Genomic DNA, 19,494 nt, shown 5'->3' on the forward strand with positions numbered 1-19,494 from the left:
CATGGCCGACATGCGCGCACACCGCCGCACAGCCGTACTGCACTGGGTCGGGGTGCACTCCCTGGCCGTCGCCGCCGCCCTGTTCTTCGTCCTCCCCTTCGTCTTCCTCCTCCTCACCTCCCTGATGAGCGACCAGCAGGCACTCACCCGCGAGCTGTGGCCGCGCACCTGGGAATGGGGCAACTACGCGCAGGTCTGGCACACCCCCGGCTTCCTGACCTGGTGGCGCAACACCCTGCTGTACGCCGGGCTGGGGACCGTGCTGACCGTGGTGTCCTCGGTACCCGTCGCCTACGCCCTCGCCAAGTTCCGCTTCCGCGGACGGCGGCTCGCGCTGCTCCTGGTGATCGCCACGATGATGCTGCCACCCCAGGTGGTCGTCATCCCCATGTACCTCTTCTGGGCGAAGCAGCTCGACCTGTCCGGCACCCTGTGGCCGCTGATCGTGCCCCTGGCCTTCGGCGACGCGTTCGCGATCTTCCTGCTGCGGCAGTTCCTGCTGACCATCCCCGACGAGTACCTCGACGCGGCCCGCGTCGACGGCTGCGGCGAGGTCCGCACCCTGCTGCGCGTCGTCCTGCCCATGGCGAAGCCGGGGATCGCGGCCGTCGCCCTGTTCCAGTTCTTCTACGCCTGGAACGACTACTTCGGCCCGCAGATCTACGCCTCCGACAACCCGGCCGCCTGGACCCTCAGCTACGGCCTGGAGTCCTTCAAGGGGGCGCACCACACCAACTGGAACCTGACCATGGCGGCGACGGTGCTCGTCATGGCCCCGGTGATCGTCCTCTTCTTCTTCGCCCAGAAGGCGTTCGTCGAGGGAGTCACCCTGACCGGAGTGAAAGGCTGATCCCGATGAAACTCGCAGTGGTGGGCGGCGGTTCCACCTACACGCCCGAACTGGCCGACGGCTTCGCACGGCTGCGCGACACCCTGCCCGTCAGCGAACTCGTCCTGGTCGACCCGGCCGCCGAACGGCTTGAGCTGGTCGGCGGCCTGGCCCGGCGGATCTTCGCCCGCCAGGGCCACCCGGGGCGCGTCACCACCACCTCCGACCTGGACGCGGGCGTCGCCGGCGCCGACGCGGTACTGCTACAGCTGCGCGTCGGCGGGCAGGCAGCCCGGCTCCAGGACGAGACGTGGCCGCTGGAGTGCGGCTGCGTCGGCCAGGAGACCACCGGCGCGGGCGGGCTCGCCAAGGCCCTGCGGACCGTACCGGTGGTCCTCGACATCGCCGAACGGGTCCGCCGGGCCGCGCCCGACGCCTGGATCATCGACTTCACCAACCCGGTCGGGATCGTCACCCGGGCCCTGCTCCGGGCCGGGCACAAGGCCGTCGGGCTGTGCAACGTCGCCATCGGCTTCCAGCGCAAGTTCGCGGCGCTGCTGGACGTGGCGCCCGCCGAGGTCCACCTCGACCACGTCGGCCTCAACCACCTGACCTGGGAGCTCGGTGTCCGGCTCGGCGGCCCGGACGGCACCGACGTGCTGCCGCGGCTGCTGACCGAGCACGGGGACGCCGTCGCCGCCGACCTGCACCTGCCCCGGGCGCTGCTGGACCGGCTCGGCGCGGTGCCCTCGTACTACCTGCGCTACTTCTACGCCCACGACGAGGTGGTCCGGGAACTCGGCGCGAAGCCCTCGCGGGCCGCCGAGGTCGCCGCGATGGAGCGGGAACTCCTCGCCCTGTACGCCGACCCCGCGCTCGACGAGAAGCCCGCACTGCTGGCCAAGCGGGGCGGGGCCTTCTACTCCGAGGCCGCCGTGGACCTCGCGGCGGCCCTGCTGGGCGGCGGCGGGCCCTGCGTCCAGGTCGTCAACACCCGCAACGGCGGCACCCTGCCGTTCCTGGCGGACGACGCCGTGATCGAGGTGCAGGCACGGGTCGACGGAGGCGGCCCGGTACCGCTGCCCGCGCCCCGGCTCGACCCCCTGTACGCCGGGCTGGTCGCGCACGTCACCGCGTACGAGGACCTCGCCCTGGACGCGGCCCTGCGCGGCGGGCGCGAGCGGGTCTCCAGGGCCCTGCTGGCCCATCCGCTGGTCGGACAGTACGACCTCGCCGAGAAGCTCGCCGACCGGCTCCTCGCGCACAACAAGGAGCACCTGCCGTGGGCGTAGCCGTCCCGCCCGCCTGCGCCGTCGTCGCGATCGACGCGGGCAACAGCAAGACCGACGCCGCGCTGGTCGCCGCCGACGGCACCGTCCTCGGCACCGGGCGCGCCGGGGGCTTCCAGCCGCCCGTGACCGGTGTGGAGGCCGCCGTCGACGTCCTCGCGGAGGCGGTGGCCGGGGCGGCGGCGGCCGCCGGGCTGCCCGGGGTGCCGCGCGCGGCCCGGGTCTCGGCCTGTCTGGCCAACGCCGACCTGCCGGTGGAGGAGCGCCGGCTCACCGAGGCGGTGGCGGCGCGGGGCTGGGGCGCGGCCACCGAGGTGCGCAACGACACCTTCGCGATCCTGCGGGCGGGCGCGGACGGCCCGCTGGGGGTCGCCGTGGTCTGCGGGGCGGGCATCAACTGCGTGGGCATGCTGCCCGACGGGCGGACCGCCCGCTTCGCCGCCCTCGGGCAGATCTCCGGGGACTGGGGCGGCGGGGGCGGCCTGGCGCAGGAGGCCCTGTGGTGGGCGGCCCGCGCCGAGGACGGGCGGGGCGGTCCGACGGCCCTGGCGGCGGCGCTGCCGGGGCACTTCGGTCTGGCTTCGATGGCGGCGCTGATCGAGGCCCTGCACCTGGGCGGGCTGGACCGGGGGCGGCTGCACGAGCTGGTGCCGGTGCTGTTCGCGGTGGCGGGGGCGGGCGACGCGGTGGCGGCGGCGCTGGTGGAGCGGCAGGCCGAGGAGGTGGTGGCGCTGGCGGCGGTGGCGCTGGAGCGGCTCGGCCTGCTGGGGCGGGAGGCGCCGGTGCTGCTGGGCGGCGGTGTGCTGGCGGCCGGGCACCGGGGGCTGAACGGCCGGATCGGGGAACTGCTGGCCGCCCGCGCGCCCCTGGCCCGGCCCTCGGTGGTCACGGCCCCGCCGGTGCTGGGCGCGGCCCTGCTGGGCCTGGACGCGCTGGGTGCGCCGGCCCGGGCGATGGCGAGGCTGCGTGCCCGGTTCGAGTGAACCCGGGGCGCGGGCGGGCGTCTCAGGAACCACGGGGACCGCTGCGGCGTATTGACGGTGAAGGGTGACGGGGGAACGGCCGGGGGCAGGAGCCGGGGGCGGCGGCCGGAGGTCCGTGAGGGGGTCCGGGAGGGGGATCGTCCAAGATCGGGCACCGGGTGCTGTGGTCGGGCGCCGCTACGGCCATACTGCTGCGGAGCAGAGGGACCGAGGGGGAGGTCACGGTGGCCATCACGACACGCGCGTCCGCGCCCGGGGGCGGTACCTCCGGGGCGCCCGCCGGGCCGGGCGGGAGACCGTCCGCGCCGCCGGGGCGCAGTACGGCCTGGGCCGAGGGCGTGGAGCGGGTGCGCGCCGCGGCGACGACCGAGCCGGGCCGGCTGCGGATCATCGGCGCGGTGCTGGCCGCCCTGGTCGTGCTGTTCGGCGCGGTGGCGGTGTGGGAGGTGGCCGGCCGGGTCACCGCCGCGGAGGACGTGGTGGGCCGCAGCCAGCCGCTGAGCGCGGACGCCGCGAGCATCTACCGCTCCCTCGCCGACGCCGACACGGCCTCCTCCAGCGGTTTCCTCGCGGGTGCCCAGGAGCCCCGGGAGGTCCGCCGGCGCTACGAGAAGGACATCGCGAACGCCTCCCGGCTGCTGGTGAGCGCGGCGGCCAACACCGGGGCCGGCGGGGAGTCCCGCAAGGAGATCGCGCTGCTCGGCGAGCAGCTGCCCCGGTACACCGGTCTGATCGAGCAGGCCCGCGCCACCAACCGGCAGGGCCTGCCGCTGGGCGGCGCCTACCTGCGCTACGCCAACGAGCAGATGAGCACGGTGCTGCTGCCCGCCGCGCAGCGGCTGTACGAGGCGGAGACGGGCCGGCTGTACACGGACTACGACGAGGCCCGGTCCTGGCCGGTGGCGGCGACGGGCGCGGGCGTGCTCGCGCTGGGCGCCCTGGTGTGGGCGCAGCGGCGCAACTACCGTCGTACCAACCGGGTCTTCAACCACGGGCTGCTGGCGGCGACGGCCGCGGCGTCGGTGGTGCTGCTGTGGCTGACGGTGGGGCAGTCGGTCGCGCGGGCGGGGCTGGGCGAGGCCCGGGCCGAGGGGCAGGAGTCCCTGAAGGTGCTCAACGACGCGCGGATCGCCTCGCTCCAGGCGCGGGCGAACGAGAACCTGACGCTGATCGCGCGGGGTGCCGTACTGGCCGAGGACAAGAAGTCCGACAAGTACGACGTGGACTACGAGAAGAACATGAAGCAGCTCGACGCCGGTCTGGCGCGGGCGCTGCGGCTGGCCGACGACGCGAGCGGCCGGGAGCCGGTCTCGAAGGCCGTCGAGGGTGTGGCGCAGTGGAAGCAGCGGCACGCGGCGGCCCGGGACGCCGACGTGAAGGGCGACTACGAGCAGGCGCTGCCGCAGGTCATCGGGGACGCGCGGCACAAGGACAGCAGCGGGGCCTCGTTCGACACGGTGGACGCCTCCCTGGAGCGGGCCGTGGCCCATGAGCAGAAGCAGTTCACCCTGGCCGCCCGGGACGGGCTCGGCGCGCTGGGCGGCCTGCTGACGGGCTCGGCGGTGCTGGCGGTCGCCGGCGCGGCGGCGGCCCTCCTCGGCATCGGCCGCAGGCTTTCGGAGTACAGGTGAGATCGATGCGGATACGAGGCACACGGGTGCGGCGCGCGGCGGACCGGCTGCGGGGCTGGGGCGGGGTCAGCGCGATGGCCGCGGCCTGCGCGGTGACGGCCGCGGCGGTGCTGCTGCCGCTGGCCGGGTCCGCGCCGTCCGGCGGCTCCGCGGTGGTCCGCGACCCGGCGTCGGTGGCGGTGCTCCCGTACGCGCCGGCCGACACCTGTCAGGACCCGGAGGCCAGTCTGCGCCCGTCGGGGCTGGACGGCCCGGCGATCGAGCGGATCCGCAAGGCGGGCAAGCTCGTGGCGGGCGTGGACCAGAACAGCTTCAAGTGGGGCTACCGCAATCCCGACGGCCACCTGGACGGTTTCGACATCGACCTGGTCAAGGCGATAGCGAAGGACATCCTGGGCAACGAGGACCTGGTGATCTACCGGGCGATCCCGACCAGTCAGCGCGTCCCGGCGCTCCAGGAGGGCCGGGTCGACATCGTGGTGCGGACCATGACGATCAACTGCAAGCGGCTGGAGGACGTCGCGTTCTCGACGGCCTACTTCGAGGCGGGCCAGCAGGTGCTGGCGCCCAAGGGTTCGCCGATCACCGGCTACGACGCCTCGCTGAAGGGCCGCCGGATCTGCACGGCGACCGGTTCGACGGCGGAGGCGGCCCTGAAGTCCCAGTCGTACGGGTCGGTCGGGGTGTCGGTGGCGAACCAGCTGGACTGCCTGGTGCGGCTGCAGCTGGGCGAGGTGGACGGGATCATCACGGACAACGCGCTGGCCGCCGGGCAGGCGGCGCAGGACCCGTCGGTGCAGCTGGTCGGGGCGCCGTTCACCCGCGAGCTCTACGGGGTGGCGATGAACAAGGACGCCTCCGACCTGGTGCGCCGGGTGAACAAGGTGCTGGAGAACTACCGGGCGGGCGGTGACCAGAGCCCGTGGGCGACCTCGTACCGCAAGCACTTCGAGGACGTCCTGCCGAGGGCGAGCGTGCCGCCGGCGCCCAAGTACCGGGACGGCTGAGGCCCATGGCGGATTCGGAGCGGTACGTGAGCGAGCGGGGCGGACTTCATGCGGGCGGGGACCGGGCGGGCGGCTTCCGTGCCGGGCGGCCGTGGCCGGGGGCCGCGGTGATGGACCGGGACGACGTGGACCGTGCGCTGGCCCGTCTGGGCGCGGAGCACGAGGCCGTGGAGACGTCCCTGCTCGCGCTCCAGGACCACGCGGGCCGGCGCCTGCTGGAGGGCGCCGCGCTGAGCGGGGTCACCAAGGAGCGGTGGGCCGCCGCGGACGCGGCGGTGACCCGGCTGTGGACGTACTTCGACGCGTACAGCGGGGCGCTCGACGCGGCCCGGGAGATCCGCGAGCGGCGCCGCTGGCCGAGCCGGGAGGACCTGGCGGAGCTGACGGAGCGGCTGCGCGGCCCGGGGGTGACGATCGCCGGGGCCGGCGCGGAGGGCGTCGCGCTGGCGGAGCGCTTCTCGCTGGCCGAGCTGGTGTCGCGGATGAACGAGCTGTACGCGGCCTCCCTGGACGTGGTGGTCGCCGCCGACGCGGTGTGGTCGGCGCTGCCCGCGCGGATCGACCTGCTCGCCGCCGAGCTGCACCGGACGCGTTCGCTGGCGCACTCGGTGGGGGTCCGGCCGGGCGAGCACCCTTCGGGGGACGACCTGGAGGAGATCACCGCCGAGCTGGCGGAGCTGCGGCGGGCGGTGATCGCCGACCCGCTCGCCTTCTGGGTGCCGGTGGCGGGGAGTTCCGCCCCGGGCGGGGGCCGTCCGGACACCGCCCGCTACGACCGGGCGGCGCGCGCGCTGGACGACGTACGCCGGGAGGTCGAGGCGGTCCTGACGGTGCGGCAGGACGCGGAGCAGCGGCTGATCGCGGTGCGGGACCTGCTGTCGCGGGCGGACCGGACCCTGGCGGAGGCGCGTACGGCGCGCGGCGAGGTGCTGGCGAAGATCGCGGCGTCGGAGGTGCCGGCGGTCAGCGGCCCGCCGACTGCCCTGCAGGAGCAGCTGGCGGCGGCCGCCGAGTACCGGCGGCAGTCGCAGTGGCACCGGCTGTCCCCGCTGCTCGACGCGCTGGAGGACCGGGCCGAGGAGGAACTGCGGCGGGCCCGTGAATCGTTGACCGCGGTGACGGCGCCGCTGGCGGTCCGGGCGGAGCTGCGCGGGCGGCTCGACGCGTACAAGGCGAAGGCGGCCCGGCACGGCCTGGCGGAGGACCCGTTGCTGACCGAGCGGTACGACGCGGCCCGGCGGATGCTGTGGAGCGCGCCCTGCGACCTGCGGGCCGCCGAGCAGGCGGTGTGGCGCTACCAGCAGGCGACGGCGGAGGCGCTGGCCCCGCAGGACCACCGGCCCGGACGGCCGGGAGAGGAGGAGGCATGAGCCTGATCGGATCGCCCTGCCTTCGTCCGGGCTGCCCGGGGTCGTACGAGGACATGGGCGGCGGCGAGGTCTACTGCGACACCTGCGGGCTCGCCCCGGTGGGAGCGGTCGCGGCGGGCGCGGAGGAGCTGGTGTCGCCTCCGACGGGGATGACGAGCGCCGCCCGGCAGGGCGACTCGCGGGGTTCGGCGGGTTCGCGCGGTTCGGGGCGTTCCTCGGCGTCGGCCCGCTCCTCGCGGTCCTCGCGGTCCTCGTCCTCGCGGCGTTCGGTGTCGGGGCGGCTGTCGCGCGCGCTGTCCGGTTCGGGGTCCACCCGGTCGGTCTCGGTGCGCAGTTCGGGCTCGTCGGCGTCCTCGTCGGGGCGCGGCCGGCTGGGCGCGGGGCTGGTCAGCGTCCCGGAGGTGCCGCGTCCGGATCCTTCGGCGGCGGTGCTGGAGAACCCGGAGGTGCCGGAGCGCAAGCGGTTCTGCTCGCGCTCGGACTGCGGGGCGCCGGTGGGCCGGGCGCGCGGCGACCGGCCGGGGCGCACGGAGGGCTTCTGCACCAAGTGCGGGCACCCTTACTCGTTCGTGCCGAAGCTGCGCGCCGGGGACGTGGTGCACGGCCAGTACGAGGTGGCGGGCTGTCTCGCGCACGGCGGGCTCGGCTGGGTCTACCTGGCGGTGGACCGGGCGGTGTCGGACCGGTGGGTGGTGCTCAAGGGCCTGCTCGACACCGGGGACCAGGACGCGATGGAGGCGGCGATCTCCGAGCGGCGCTTCCTCGCGGAGATCGAGCACTCGAACATCGTGCGGATCTACAACTTCGTGGAGCACCTGGACCAGCGGACGGGTTCGCTGGACGGGTACATCGTCATGGAGTACGTGGGCGGCAAGTCGCTGAAGGAGATCGCCAACGAGCGGCGGCGGCCGGACGGCCGGCGCGACCCGCTGCCGGTGGAGCAGGCGTGCGCGTACGGGATCGAGGCCCTGGAGGCGCTCGGGCACCTGCACAGCCGGAACCTGCTGTACTGCGACTTCAAGGTCGACAACGCGATCCAGCAGCAGGACCAGCTGAAGCTGATCGACATGGGCGCGGTGCGGCGGATGGACGACGAGGAGTCGGCCATCTACGGCACGGTGGGCTACCAGGCACCGGAGGTGGCGGAGCTGGGGCCCTCGGTGGCCTCGGACCTGTACACGGTGGCGCGCACGCTGGCGGTGCTGACGTTCGACTTCCAGGGCTACACGAACGTGTTCGTGGACTCGCTGCCCGATCCTGAGCACATCGAGGTGTTCCAGCGGTACGAGTCCTTCTACCGGCTGCTGGTGCGGGCCACGGATCCGGATCCGGGGCGGCGTTTCGCGTCGGCGCAGGAGATGGCCGACCAGCTGACGGGGGTGCTGCGGGAGGTCGTGGCGCTGCAGACGGGGCGGCCGCGGCCGTGGCTGTCGACCCTGTTCGGGCCGGAGCTGCGGGTTCCGGACACGGAGTTGTACGAGGACGCGGCCGGGGCGGAGGTGTCCCGGCTGGGTGTGCGGGCGGTGGCCCCCCGGCGGGGCGGGTCCCTCTTCGGGCGGCGCTCCGGCGGGGCGGGTGCGGCGGGTGCCGTGCCGACCGGTGCCGCGGCGGCCGTGCCTGCCGGTGCTGCGGCGGCTACCTCCGGCGGCGGGGGCGTCGCCGGCGGCGGGACCGTGGCCCCGGGTGTGGCCGGGGGCGCCGGTGCGGCCGGGAGCGGGGCGGCGTACGCGGGTGCGGCCGGGGCCGAGGCGGCCGCCGCCGGGGCCGTTGCGCCCGCCGGGCGGGGGGCGTTGCCCTCGCTCGGGACCACCGCCACGCACGTCGCCGGGGCCCCCGTGCCCGGGCCGCGGCACGCCGCGCCGGCGCCCGCGCAGGCGTTCGCGCCGCTGGCGGTGGCCCGTACGCCCGTACCGGCGGCGGCGGGGCTTGCCGTGCTCGACGCCCGTGACACCGCCCTCGCCCTGCCGGTCCCGCTGGTGGACCCGGCCGACCCCAATGCCGGGTTCCTCGCCGGACTCCTCGCTTCCGCGCCCGCCGACCTGCTCGGCGCCCTGGCCGCGGCCCCGGCCGACTCCGCCGAGCTGAGGCTCCGCGAGCTGCGCGCCCGGCTCGAACTGGGCGAACTGGCCGTGGCCGGCGAGGCCCTGGCCGAGCTGGAGGCCCGCCATCCGGACGACTGGCGGGTGGTGTGGGCGCGCGGGATCGCCTCCCTGGCCACCGGGGACGACGAGATAGCGGCCCTGTCCTTCGACGCCGTCTACGACGCCTTCCCGGGCGAGCCGGCTCCGAAGCTGGCGCTCGGGCTGTGCGCCGAGGTCCTGGGCCAGCTGGACAACGCCGCCGAGTACTACCGGCTCGTCTGGATCACCGATCCGGGCTTCGTCAGCGCGGCGTTCGGGCTGGCCCGGGTCCAACTGGCCGCCGGCGACCGGGAAGCGGCGGTGGACACCCTGGAATCGGTACCGGAGGCGTCGATCCACTACACCGCCGCACGGGTGGCGGCGGTACGGGCACGCCTGCGCGACCGGTCCCCGGACGAGGAGCTGCTGGCCGATCTGGTGGCTGCTTCCGGCCAGGTGGAGGCGCTGCGGCGGTTCGGCCTGGACCCGGAGCGGCAGGAGCGGCTGACGACGGAGGTTCTGGGCTCCGCCCTGGACTGGGTACTGTCGGGTAGCCGGGGTGCCGACCCCGGCCGGACCTCGCTGCTCGGCAGTCAACTGGACGAGCGGGGGCTGCGCTTCGGCCTGGAACGCTCCTACCGTGTCCTCGCCCGGCTGGCGCAGCGGGGCGAGGAGCGGATCGAACTGGTGGAACGGGCAAACCGTTTCCGTCCCCGGACGTGGGTGTGAGTGATGTCGATGCATCGGCCGTCGGGCTGCCCCAGCTGCGCGGAACCCCTGGAAGAGGGTGACCGTTTCTGCGGGGTGTGCGGATACGCCCTCTCCGCCGCTCCACCGGACGCGGACCCCACCCCGACCCTCCCGGTCACCCCGACCGCGGGCGCGACGGGCCGGGCCGGTCACGAACCCCCGTCCGCCCCGCCGCCGGCACCGGCCCCCGCGCCGCCGGCCGCGGCCCCGGCGCCACCGGTTCCGGCGGCGGCTCCGGTTCCGCCTGCCCAGGTCCCGGCTCCGGCTGTGCCCCCGGCACCGGCGGCCGCGCCACAGACTCCTCCGGCCCCGGCCCCGGCCCATCCTGCCGCGCCGTCGGGGGCCGCGGCTCCCGTGACCGCGCCCGGCTGGGAGCCCGGGTACGGGGCCCCGGCGGGCGGGGCCCCCGACGCGCCCGGCGCCGAGGCCGTGCCCGCCCCGGTCCCGGCCGCGGCCGCGTACTCCGCCTCCGCCCCCGGCTACGGCGGGACCCCGGCCGGGTACGGCGTGCCCGCGCCCGGCTGGGAGGGCGAGCCCGGCCCGGACGCCCCCTGGGCCTCCGCCGGCGCCGGCCCCGACGGCCCGCACGAGGACCCGTACGCCCCGGCCGCGCCCCCGCAGAACACCGCCACCGGAAGCGGGGAGGCGCTCGCCGCCGCCCCGCAGGGCGAGGGCCGGACCTGCGTCGCCTGCCGCGCCGGGCACGTGGACACCGACGGGTACTGCGAGCACTGCGGCCACGCGCAGCCCCGCGAACGGGACCACCTGGAGGAGGAGCTCTGCAGCGTCGCGGCCGTCAGCGACCGCGGCCTGCGCCACCACCGCAACGAGGACTCCTTCGCCGTCTCGGCCACCGCCCTGCCCGACGGCTCCGCCGCGACCGTCGCCATCGTCTGCGACGGCGTCTCCTCCGCCAGCCGCCCCGACGAGGCGTCGGCCGCCGCCGCCGGCGCCGCCAACGAGGCGCTCCTGGAGGCCCTTCCGCGCGGCGCCGACCCGGTGGAGGCCATGCACGGGGCGATCCTCGCGGCGGCCGCCGCGGTGACCGCGCTCGCCCCGCCCACCCCCGGCGCGCAGAACGCCCCCGCCTGCACGCTGGTCGGAGCCGTCGTCAGCGGCGGCGTGCTGACCATCGGCTGGGTCGGCGACAGCCGCGCCTACTGGGTGCCGGACGACCGCGCCGCCCTGTCCCGCCGGCTCACCGAGGACGACTCCTGGGCCGCGCAGATGGTCGCGGCTGGCCTGATGGGCGAGGCCGAGGCCTACGCCGACGTCCGGGCCCACGCCATCACCGGCTGGCTCGGCGCCGACGCGTACGACCTCGAACCGCACACCGCCAGCTTCAGACCGGACCACCCCGGCGTGGTGGTCGTCTGCACGGACGGCCTGTGGAACTACGCCGAGTCCGCGCGGGAGATGGCGCAGGTCCTGCCCGCGGACGCCGCGGACCGGCCGCTGCACAGCGCGCAGGTCCTGGTCGGGCACGCCCTGGACGGGGGCGGCCATGACAACATCACCGTCGCCGTCGTGCCCTTCGCGGGCCCGGCGGAGCCCCACGCCCAGACCGGAGCGGAAGCCGGAGCGGAGCCCGAAGCGGAACCGCAGGCCCGCCCCCGGGCCTGAGCACGCACCACCCCAGCCGGCCCGGAGGAGGAGACCGACCGATGGCGAACTTCGCCAAGCCGAGCGCACCCCGCTTCAGCGTGGAGGTGTACCAGAACGAGTTCCTGCCCGAGGGCGGGCGGGACGTGCACGCCATCGTGACGGTCACCTCCACCGGCGGAGCCACGGCCACCGCCGCGCACGCGCCCGGCGGCCAGGACGCGGCCGTCGTGATCATGGTGGACTGCTCCGGTTCCATGGAGTACCCGCCGGACAAGATGCGCGGCGCCCGCGAGGCCACCGCCGCCGCCATCGACACCCTTCGCGACGGCACCGCCTTCGCCGTGATCGCCGGGACGCACGAGGCCCGGGAGGTCTACCCCGGCCAGGGCGGCCTCGCCACCGCCGGACCCGCCACCCGCGCCCAGGCCAAGGAGGCCCTGCGCGGCCTGCGGTCGGGCGGCGGCACGGCCATCGGCACCTGGCTGCGGCTCGCCGACGGCCTGCTGCGCCGCACCCCGGCGACGATCCGGCACGGCATCCTGCTCACCGACGGCCGCAACGAGCACGAGGACCCGGCCGTGCTGCGCGCCACCCTCGACGCCTGCGCCGGCCGCTTCACCTGCGACGCCCGCGGGGTGGGCACGGACTGGGAGGTGAAGGAGGTCACCGGCATCGCGAGCGCGCTGCTCGGCTCCGCCGACATCGTCGCCGATCCGGCCCACCTCGCCGAGGACTTCACGCGCATGATGGAGCAGGTCATGGGCAAGGAGGTCGCGGACGTCGCGCTGCGCCTGTGGACCCCGGTCGGCGCGGAGGTCCAGTACGTCAAGCAGGTCTCGCCCTCCGTCCACGACCTGACCGGCCGCCGCACCGAGGCGGGCCCGCGCGCCGGGGACTACCCGACCGGCTCGTGGGGCGACGAGTCCCGCGAGTACCACGTGTGCGTCCGGGTGCCGGGGGCCGCCGTGGGCCAGGAGATGCTGGCCGCCCGCGCCTCGCTGGTCCTGCCGGGACCGGACGGCGAGCCCCGGCCGCCGCTCGCGCAGGGACTGGTCCGGGCGGTGTGGACGGACGACCTCGCCGCGTCGACGGCCATCAGTCCCCAGGTGGCGCACTACACGGGACAGGCGGAACTCGCGGAGGCTATCCAGCAGGGCCTGGAAGCCCGCAAAATGGGCGATGTCGACAGTGCGACGGCGAAGCTGGGCCGTGCCGTGCAGTTGGCGAGCGCCTCCGGGAACGCCGACACCGCCAAACTGCTCGCGAAGGTGGTGGATGTCGTCGACGCGGCGGCGGGTACTGTGCGGCTGAAGGCGAAGGTCGCCGATGCCGACGAGATGACCCTTGAAACGCGTTCGACGCAGACCGTCCGAGTGAAGAAGACCTGAGAAGAAGCCTGACGCGATGACGCAGGAAAAAGGGGGAACCGCCGCGATGCCGACCTGCCCGAACGGCCACCAGTCCGCCTCCGACGACTGGTGCGAGGTCTGCGGCCTCCGCATGACCGCCCCCGCCGGCGCCGCCTCCGCCGCCCCCTCCTACGGCTACGGCTACCCTCCCACCGGCGGGGAGCCGACCGCCCAGGCCGAGCTGTGCCCGCAGTGCCGGACCCCGCGCGAGGCGATGGCCCCCTTCTGCGAGGAGTGCCGGTACAACTTCCTCACCCGCTCGGCGACCCCGTACGCCGCCGAGCCCGCACCGGCCGCCGCGCCGGGCGCGTCCGGGCCCGGCACCGGCGCGGTGACCGCCCCGCCGCCCCCGCCGCCGGCCCCGCCGCAGCCGGTGTTCTCCCAGGACCACTTCGAGTACCAGGGCTCCCGCCCCTCGCGGGTCAACCGGCCGGCCGAGCCGCTGCAGAGCGATGACGACTGGCTGCTCCAGCCGCCCGCGCAGGAGCAGCCCGTCGTGGCGCCGGAGCGGCCGCAGCCCGTGCCGCAGGAGTTCCGTCCCCAGTCGGAGTACCAGCAGTCCGAGTACGCGGCTCCCGAGCACCCGCAGTCCGAGTACCAGCAGCCCCGGCCGCCGCAGCCGTCACAGTCGCCGCAGCCGTCACAGCCGGAGCCGTTCGCGGCCCCGGACCGCGGCGGCAGCGCCTCCTGGTCGGCGACGATCGGCCCCGACCGCTCGTACTTCCTGGCGATGATGCAGCGCAGCGGCCCCGAGGCCGCCGCGCTCAACCTGCCCGCCTACTCCCCGGAGCTCCACCTCCCGCTCTCCGGCGGGCAGATCACCATCGGCCGCCGCCGCGCCTCCACGGGCGAGTCCCCGGACATCGACCTGTCGGTGCCCCCGGAGGACCCGGGCGTCTCCCACCAGCACGCGGTGCTGGTCCAGCAGCCGGACCTGACCTGGGCCGTGGTCGACCAGAACTCCACCAACGGCACCACCATCAACGGCGGCGAGGACCCCATCCAGCCGTACGTCCCGGTCCCCCTCGCCGACGGCGACCGCGTCCACGTCGGCGCCTGGACCACCATCACGGTCCGCCGCGGCTAGTCGCGGGGCGGGGCCTCCTCGCCCAGGGGCCACACATAGGGGCCCTGGGGGTCGTCGAGCCAGGCCCACTGTCCCTCCGGCGTGACCGTGACCCCGAAACGTTCGCGCGCCGGCCGGCCCTCGCCCCGCCACAGGTCCAGCGCCTCGCGCGGGTGCAGCACGTCCGCGGTCAGGATCAGCAGGAACTGGAAGCGCTCGTTGTCGACCAGTTCGTACGGGATCCCGTGCAGCGGCCCGGTCGCCCCGGGCGGGCCCGGCGCGGCCGTGGCCCCACGCAGCGGGACGAAGTAGGCCGGGGTGTGCAGGAAGCGGCCCTCCGCGAAACCGGCGTCCCGGACGGTCAGCGCGATCAGCCCGGTCGACAGCGGGGCCAGGATCCGCGCCCCCGGCCGGCACTGGCCGAGCCAGGCGGGCGGGATCAGCGGCAGGGTGCAGGTCACGAGGATCCGGTCGAAGGGCGCCCGGGCGGGACAGCCGCGCGCCCCGTCGCCGGTGACCACGGCGGGCCGGTAGCCGACCCGGGCCAGGTGGGAGCGCGCCGACTCGGTGATCTCCTCGTCCAGGTCCACCGTCGTGACGAGGCCGTCGCCGAGGCGGTGGCAGAGCAGGGCCGCGTTGTAGCCGGTACCGGCGCCGATCTCCAGCACGTTGTCCCCGTCGCGCACGCGCAGCGCGTCCAGCATCTTCGCCATCAGGGAGGGCTGGCTGCTGGAGGAGACCAGCTCGCCGTCGCGCAGCCGCGTGGCGAGCGGGGCGTCGGTGTACACCCCGCGCAGCCAGCGGGCCCGCTGCTCGGGATCCGGATCCTCGCCCCACAGCCGCTCGTGCCCCGCTCCGCGGCCGGTCCAGAAGTACGGCACGAACAGGTGCCGGGGCACGGCGGCGAAGGCCGCCCGCCAGGCCGGGTCCTCCAGCACGCCGGCGGCGGTGAGTTCCCGTACCTGGGCGGCGTGCGCCGTCTCCCGCAGGTCCTTCTCCGCGGCCCTCGCCGTGCCCATGTCTCCACTGTGATGCGGGCGGGCGCGGGGTGCGACCTCTCGGCAGGGACGGGCGGCGGCGGTCCTAGGACCGGGGTCCTCCGTCCGGGCGTCTGAGACGATGGTCGGGTGAATGACGACGCGCAGAGCACGGTGCAGGAGACGACCTTCTACGATCAGGTCGGCGGCGAAGAGACCTTCCGCCGTCTGGTCCACCGCTTCTACCAGGGGGTCGCGGGGGACCCGCTGCTGCGCCCGATGTACCCGGAGGAGGACCTCGGGCCGGCCGAGGAGCGGTTCGCGCTGTTCCTGATGCAGTACTGGGGCGGCCCGACGACGTACAGCGAGCACCGCGGGCACCCGCGCCTGCGCATGCGGCACGCGCCGTTCCAGGTGGACGCGGCCGCGCACGACGCGTGGCTGGCCCACATGCGCGTGGCGGTGGACGAGCTGGGGCTCGCGCCGCAGCACGAGGCCCAGCTGTGGCGGTACCTGACCTACGCGGCCGCCTCGATGATCAACACCGCGGGCTAGCCGGGCCTCCGGCCCCTACCGGACCGGCGCCCCCTGCGTGCAAGGGTCCCTGCAAGCGGCCGAACGCTTCCCCTCGGCCGAGGGCTCCTGCCAGGCCCGTACGGGGCACGGGCGGGGCGCCCGCGGTACCCGGTGGGCCCTCCCGGGAACCCCTTCCGTCGCACCAACACCGACGGAACTGGAGGTTCCATGTCGCAGGGCACCGCAGACACGGTTGATCCGACCACCGACGCGGACGGGGAGGCGCTGGACCGCGCCCTCGCCGCGAACGCGTCCGGCGCGGATCCCGGCCTGCACGAGAGTACGAGCGCGAGTTCCTCCCAACCCGCCCGCGGGCCGGCACCCGAGTACGGGTCCGGCGGCCGCACGGCCGCCCGCAGGCAGCTGGACTCGGAATAGGGGGCGCGCCATGTCCATGAGGTTCCAGAACAACTACCACCGCGAGATCTGGACGATGGTCGAGCGGCACCATCCCGGCTGCTCCGACGGCAGCAACTGGGTCAAGGAGGGCTGGTGGAAGCTCGGCCCCGGGGAGAGCGCGGTGGTCTACGGCGGTGACGTCCTCGCGCTCAACCAGATCTGGTACTGCTACGCGTTCGCCGGCGACGGCGCCGAGTGGCGCGACCGCTTCCGGGAGACGGTCCCGAACAGCGCCTTCGAGTGGTGTGCGAACACGTCGGACTCCAACTCGCGGACGATCTTCATGAGCGAGTTCGTCGTGAGCCGCCCGAACCACGTGCACTCGTTCAACCCGTAGCCCGGCCGGGAACGGCAGGGCACGGCACGACGCACGGAGCAGGCCCGTCCGCCCCCGGTCCCCGGTGGGCGGGCGGCCCGGCCCGGGACGGGAGCCCTAGACGGGCCGCACCTGGATGCCGCCCAGGCCGGCGAGGGCGCCGGGGCGGCGCGTGGCGACGGAGCCGTACGGGGTGCTGAGCCGCAGCCAGCCGCCGGAGGCGAACAGGGCCACCGGGGCGGGAGCGCTCGCGTCGGGGGCGCCCGCGGGCACGGGGGTGCGTACCGGACGCAGGAAGCCCAGGGACTGGGCGGCATGCGCGGCGCGCAGGGGCAGCTCGGTGTCGCCCAGGGTCCGGGACCAGATCTCGCGGCCGATGCGGTCCCGCTCGGAGCGGGTCCGGTGCTGCGGGGGCAGGGCCTCGTCGCGGGCGCGGAACTCGGCGACGGCGGCGGCCACGGCCGCGCGTACCGCCTCGGCGGCGGGCAGGCCGGGAACCGGACTCCAGCCACCGCGGGGCGGCAGGACGCCCGTCCAGGGCGGGCCGGTGACGGGTCCGGGCACGGTCACCGCGGCGCCGCTCTCGTCGACGGCCTCCAGCAGCTCGCCCGCGGAGACGGTGACGTCCAGCGGGGCAGCGAGGGGCTCGGCGAGGCGTGCCGCACGGACGGCCAGGACCTCGAAGGAGGGCGGGCGTCCGAAGACGGCGAGCGCGCCGCCGCCCGCCGCCGCCTGGAGGCGTACGGCGGCGGCGCGGTCGTAGTGCACCAGCCGGCCCAGGAAGGCGGCGAGGTCCGCCGCCTCCCCGGAGTCGGCGAGGCGCAGCTGTCCGCTCATGCCGCGAGGCGCCCTTCGGCGGCCGCGGGGGCTTTCTCGGGCTGGTCGAGGTACTGCTCCAGGAAGTGCCGTTCCTCGTCGGTGATGCGGCGGGGCCGCCCCTCGGCGAGGTTGTAGGGCACGACGACCGTCTCCGCGCGGACGTAGACGGTCTCCGGAGCGTCCTCGGTCGCCTCGTCCTTGACCTCGTAGCGGATGGTCAGGGACGCGGCGCCTATCCGGGTCACCCAGGACTCGATGAGCACCGGCTCGTGCCGGTGCACGAGGGGGAGCTTGTAGTCGATCTCGTGGCGGGCCACGACGGACCCGCCCGTGAAGGACTCGCTGCCCTCCCCCGGCGCCAGGCGGAACATGAAGTCGATGCGCGCCTCCTCCAGGTAGCGGAGGAAGACGACGTTGTTGACGTGCCCGAAGGCATCCATGTCCGCCCAGCGGAGGGGGCACCGGTAGTGGTGTCTGGCCATGACCGCGACCTAGCCCCGGGTGAGCTTCTTGTAGGTGGCACGGTGCGGACGGGTGGCGTCCGGGCCGAGCCGCTCGACCTTGTTCTTCTCGTAGGACTCGAAGTTGCCCTCGAACCAGAACCACTTGGACTCGCCCTCGTAGGCGAGGATGTGCGTGGCCACCCGGTCCAGGAACCAGCGGTCGTGGGAGACGACCACGGCCGCACCGGGGAACTCCAGCAGCGCGTTCTCGAGGGAGCCCAGGGTCTCGACGTCGAGGTCGTTGGTGGGCTCGTCGAGGAGCAGCAGGTTGCCGCCCTGCTTGAGGGTGAGCGCGAGGTTCAGGCGGTTGCGCTCACCGCCGGAGAGGACGCCGGCCGGCTTCTGCTGGTCCGGGCCCTTGAAGCCGAAGGCGCTGACGTAGGCGCGGGACGGCATCTCGACGTTGCCGACGTTGATGTAGTCCAGCTCGTCCGACACGACCGCCCAGAGGGTCTTCTTGGGGTCGATGTTGGCGCGGCCCTGGTCGACGTACGAGATCTTGACGGTCTCGCCGACCTTGATCTCGCCGGAGTCCGGGGTCTCGAGGCCCTGGATCATCTTGAAGAGCGTGGTCTTGCCGGCGCCGTTCGGGCCGATGATGCCGACGATGCCGTTGCGCGGCAGCGTGAAGGACAGGTCGTCGATGAGGACCTTGTCGCCGAACGCCTTCGAGAGGTTGTTGACCTCGACCACGATCGAGCCCAGGCGGGGGCCCGGCGGGATCTGGATCTCCTCGAAGTCGAGCTTGCGCATCTTGTCGGCCTCGGCCGCCATCTCCTCGTAGCGAGCGAGACGGGCCTTGGACTTCGCCTGGCGGCCCTTGGCGTTGGAGCGGACCCACTCCAGCTCTTCCTTGAGGCGCTTGGCGCGCTTCTCGTCCTTCTTGCCCTCGACCTTGAGGCGCTCGGCCTTCTTCTCCAGGTAGGTGGAGTAGTTGCCCTCGTAGGGGTGGGCGCGGCCGCGGTCGAGCTCCAGGATCCACTCGGCGACGTTGTCGAGGAAGTAGCGGTCGTGGGTGACGGCCACGACGGCGCCCTTGTACTGGGCCAGGTGCTGCTCCAGCCAGTTCACGGACTCGGCGTCGAGGTGGTTGGTGGGCTCGTCGAGGAGCAGCAGGTCGGGGGCCTCCAGCAGCAGCTTGCAGAGGGCCACGCGGCGCTTCTCACCACCGGAGAGGTTGGTGACGGGCCAGTCGCCGGGCGGGCAGCCCAGGGCGTCCATGGCCTGCTCCAGCTGGGCGTCGAGGTCCCACGCGTTGGCGTGGTCCAGGTCGTCCTGGAGCTTGCCCATCTCCTCCATCAGCTCGTCGGTGTAGTTCGTCGCCATTTCCTCGGCGATCGCGTTGAACCGGTTGAGCTTCTGCTTGATCTCGCCGACGCCGTCCTCGACGTTCTCCAGGACGGTCTTGGACTCGTCGAGCTTGGGCTCCTGCATGAGGATGCCGACGGAGTAGCCGGGCGACAGGAAGGCGTCACCGTTGGACGGCTGCTCGATGCCCGCCATGATCTTCAGGACGGTGGACTTACCGGCACCGTTCGGGCCGACCACGCCGATCTTGGCCCCCGGCAGGAAGTTCAGGAAGACGTCGTCGAGGATCACCTTGTCGCCGTGCGCCTTGCGCGTCTTGCGCATGGTGTAGATGAACTCAGCCAAGAGAAACCGTCCGGCAGATCGATGGTGGGCAGATACACCCCATACTGCCGTACGTCCATCCCCCGGGGGAAACCAGTACGTGCGCGGGGGGAGGCCCGGGGCGGTCCGGCCTGGGCGGCCTGACCGTGAGTACTCCTGGTATTACGGGTACGACAGGTGCCGCTCGGCAGGTACGACGCGGCGGGTACGAAG

Annotated in this window: 16 protein-coding genes; 12 read left to right on the top strand and 4 right to left on the bottom strand. The window is 74.6% G+C overall.

All coding sequences use genetic code 11. From position 1 onward, the window contains the following. Nucleotide 1 precedes the first annotated feature (1 nt). The 10 genes from D1J60_RS12485 (at nt 2) to D1J60_RS12530 (ending at nt 14,080) form a co-directional block, all read left to right on the top strand. The gene (locus tag D1J60_RS12485) at nt 2–850 is read left to right on the top strand and encodes a carbohydrate ABC transporter permease (RefSeq protein ID WP_125603722.1); all 849 of its coding nucleotides are present in this window, start codon (nt 2–4) and stop codon (nt 848–850) included. Between the two features lie 5 nt (nt 851–855). Further along, nucleotides 856–2,121 (top strand): 6-phospho-beta-glucosidase, encoded by a 1,266-nt coding sequence (locus D1J60_RS12490; protein ID WP_125821150.1) that lies wholly within the window; start codon nt 856–858, stop codon nt 2,119–2,121. Then, entirely contained in the window at nt 2,112–3,101 is a 990-nt protein-coding gene (locus tag D1J60_RS12495; RefSeq protein ID WP_125821151.1) for a BadF/BadG/BcrA/BcrD ATPase family protein, read from the top strand. Before D1J60_RS12490 ends, D1J60_RS12495 begins: the two co-directional genes overlap by 10 nt. Nucleotides 3,102–3,325: 224 nt before the next feature. After that, on the top strand, nt 3,326–4,732 hold the full coding sequence (locus D1J60_RS12500; RefSeq protein ID WP_125821152.1) for a hypothetical protein: 1,407 nt from the start codon (nt 3,326–3,328) through the stop codon (nt 4,730–4,732). Between the two features lie 5 nt (nt 4,733–4,737). Continuing rightward, on the top strand, nt 4,738–5,739 hold the full coding sequence (locus tag D1J60_RS12505) for a glutamate ABC transporter substrate-binding protein (RefSeq protein WP_185899740.1): 1,002 nt from the start codon (nt 4,738–4,740) through the stop codon (nt 5,737–5,739). A gap of 110 nt (nt 5,740–5,849) precedes the next feature. After that, nucleotides 5,850–7,109 carry a hypothetical protein gene (locus tag D1J60_RS12510; protein ID WP_125823986.1) on the top strand — a complete coding sequence of 420 codons (1,260 nt, stop codon included), beginning with the start codon at nt 5,850–5,852 and terminating at the stop codon, nt 7,107–7,109. Continuing rightward, nucleotides 7,106–9,958, top strand: coding sequence for a serine/threonine-protein kinase (locus D1J60_RS12515; protein WP_125821153.1), 2,853 nt, complete (start codon nt 7,106–7,108; stop codon nt 9,956–9,958). Before D1J60_RS12510 ends, D1J60_RS12515 begins: the two co-directional genes overlap by 4 nt. Nucleotides 9,959–9,961: 3 nt before the next feature. Continuing rightward, on the top strand, nt 9,962–11,602 hold the full coding sequence (locus tag D1J60_RS38030; protein ID WP_241253235.1) for a protein phosphatase 2C domain-containing protein: 1,641 nt from the start codon (nt 9,962–9,964) through the stop codon (nt 11,600–11,602). A gap of 41 nt (nt 11,603–11,643) precedes the next feature. Next, nucleotides 11,644–12,972, top strand: coding sequence for a VWA domain-containing protein (locus D1J60_RS12525; protein ID WP_125821154.1), 1,329 nt, complete (start codon nt 11,644–11,646; stop codon nt 12,970–12,972). A gap of 16 nt (nt 12,973–12,988) precedes the next feature. Next, the gene (locus tag D1J60_RS12530) at nt 12,989–14,080 is read left to right on the top strand and encodes an FHA domain-containing protein (protein ID WP_125821155.1); all 1,092 of its coding nucleotides are present in this window, start codon (nt 12,989–12,991) and stop codon (nt 14,078–14,080) included. On the opposite strand, the gene D1J60_RS12535 is transcribed toward D1J60_RS12530, so the two are convergent. Further along, on the bottom strand, nt 14,077–15,078 hold the full coding sequence (locus D1J60_RS12535) for a methyltransferase domain-containing protein (protein WP_125821156.1): 1,002 nt from the start codon (nt 15,076–15,078) through the stop codon (nt 14,077–14,079). The genes D1J60_RS12530 and D1J60_RS12535 overlap by 4 nt on opposite strands. Before the next feature lie 108 nt (nt 15,079–15,186). On the opposite strand from D1J60_RS12535, the gene D1J60_RS12540 reads away from it, so the two are divergent. Beyond that, entirely contained in the window at nt 15,187–15,591 is a 405-nt protein-coding gene (locus tag D1J60_RS12540; RefSeq protein WP_125821157.1) for a globin, read from the top strand. A gap of 409 nt (nt 15,592–16,000) precedes the next feature. After that, nucleotides 16,001–16,348 carry a DUF1036 domain-containing protein gene (locus D1J60_RS12545; protein ID WP_125598939.1) on the top strand — a complete coding sequence of 116 codons (348 nt, stop codon included), beginning with the start codon at nt 16,001–16,003 and terminating at the stop codon, nt 16,346–16,348. Between the two features lie 96 nt (nt 16,349–16,444). Here the strand turns inward: D1J60_RS12545 and D1J60_RS12550 are convergent, their stop codons facing one another. From D1J60_RS12550 to ettA, 3 genes are read right to left on the bottom strand one after another with little or no spacing between them, the layout of a single operon-like run. Continuing rightward, nucleotides 16,445–17,164 carry a hypothetical protein gene (locus D1J60_RS12550; RefSeq protein ID WP_125821158.1) on the bottom strand — a complete coding sequence of 240 codons (720 nt, stop codon included), beginning with the start codon at nt 17,162–17,164 and terminating at the stop codon, nt 16,445–16,447. After that, nucleotides 17,161–17,628, bottom strand: coding sequence for a thioesterase family protein (locus D1J60_RS12555; RefSeq protein WP_125598945.1), 468 nt, complete (start codon nt 17,626–17,628; stop codon nt 17,161–17,163). Before D1J60_RS12555 ends, D1J60_RS12550 begins: the two co-directional genes overlap by 4 nt. A 9-nt stretch (nt 17,629–17,637) precedes the next feature. Further along, entirely contained in the window at nt 17,638–19,302 is a 1,665-nt protein-coding gene (ettA, locus tag D1J60_RS12560; protein ID WP_125598948.1) for an energy-dependent translational throttle protein EttA, read from the bottom strand. Nucleotides 19,303–19,494: the final 192 nt, after the last annotated feature.

It is taken from the genome of Streptomyces sp. W1SF4 (assembly GCF_003950035.1).
GTDB classification, from domain to species: domain Bacteria; phylum Actinomycetota; class Actinomycetes; order Streptomycetales; family Streptomycetaceae; genus Streptomyces; species Streptomyces racemochromogenes.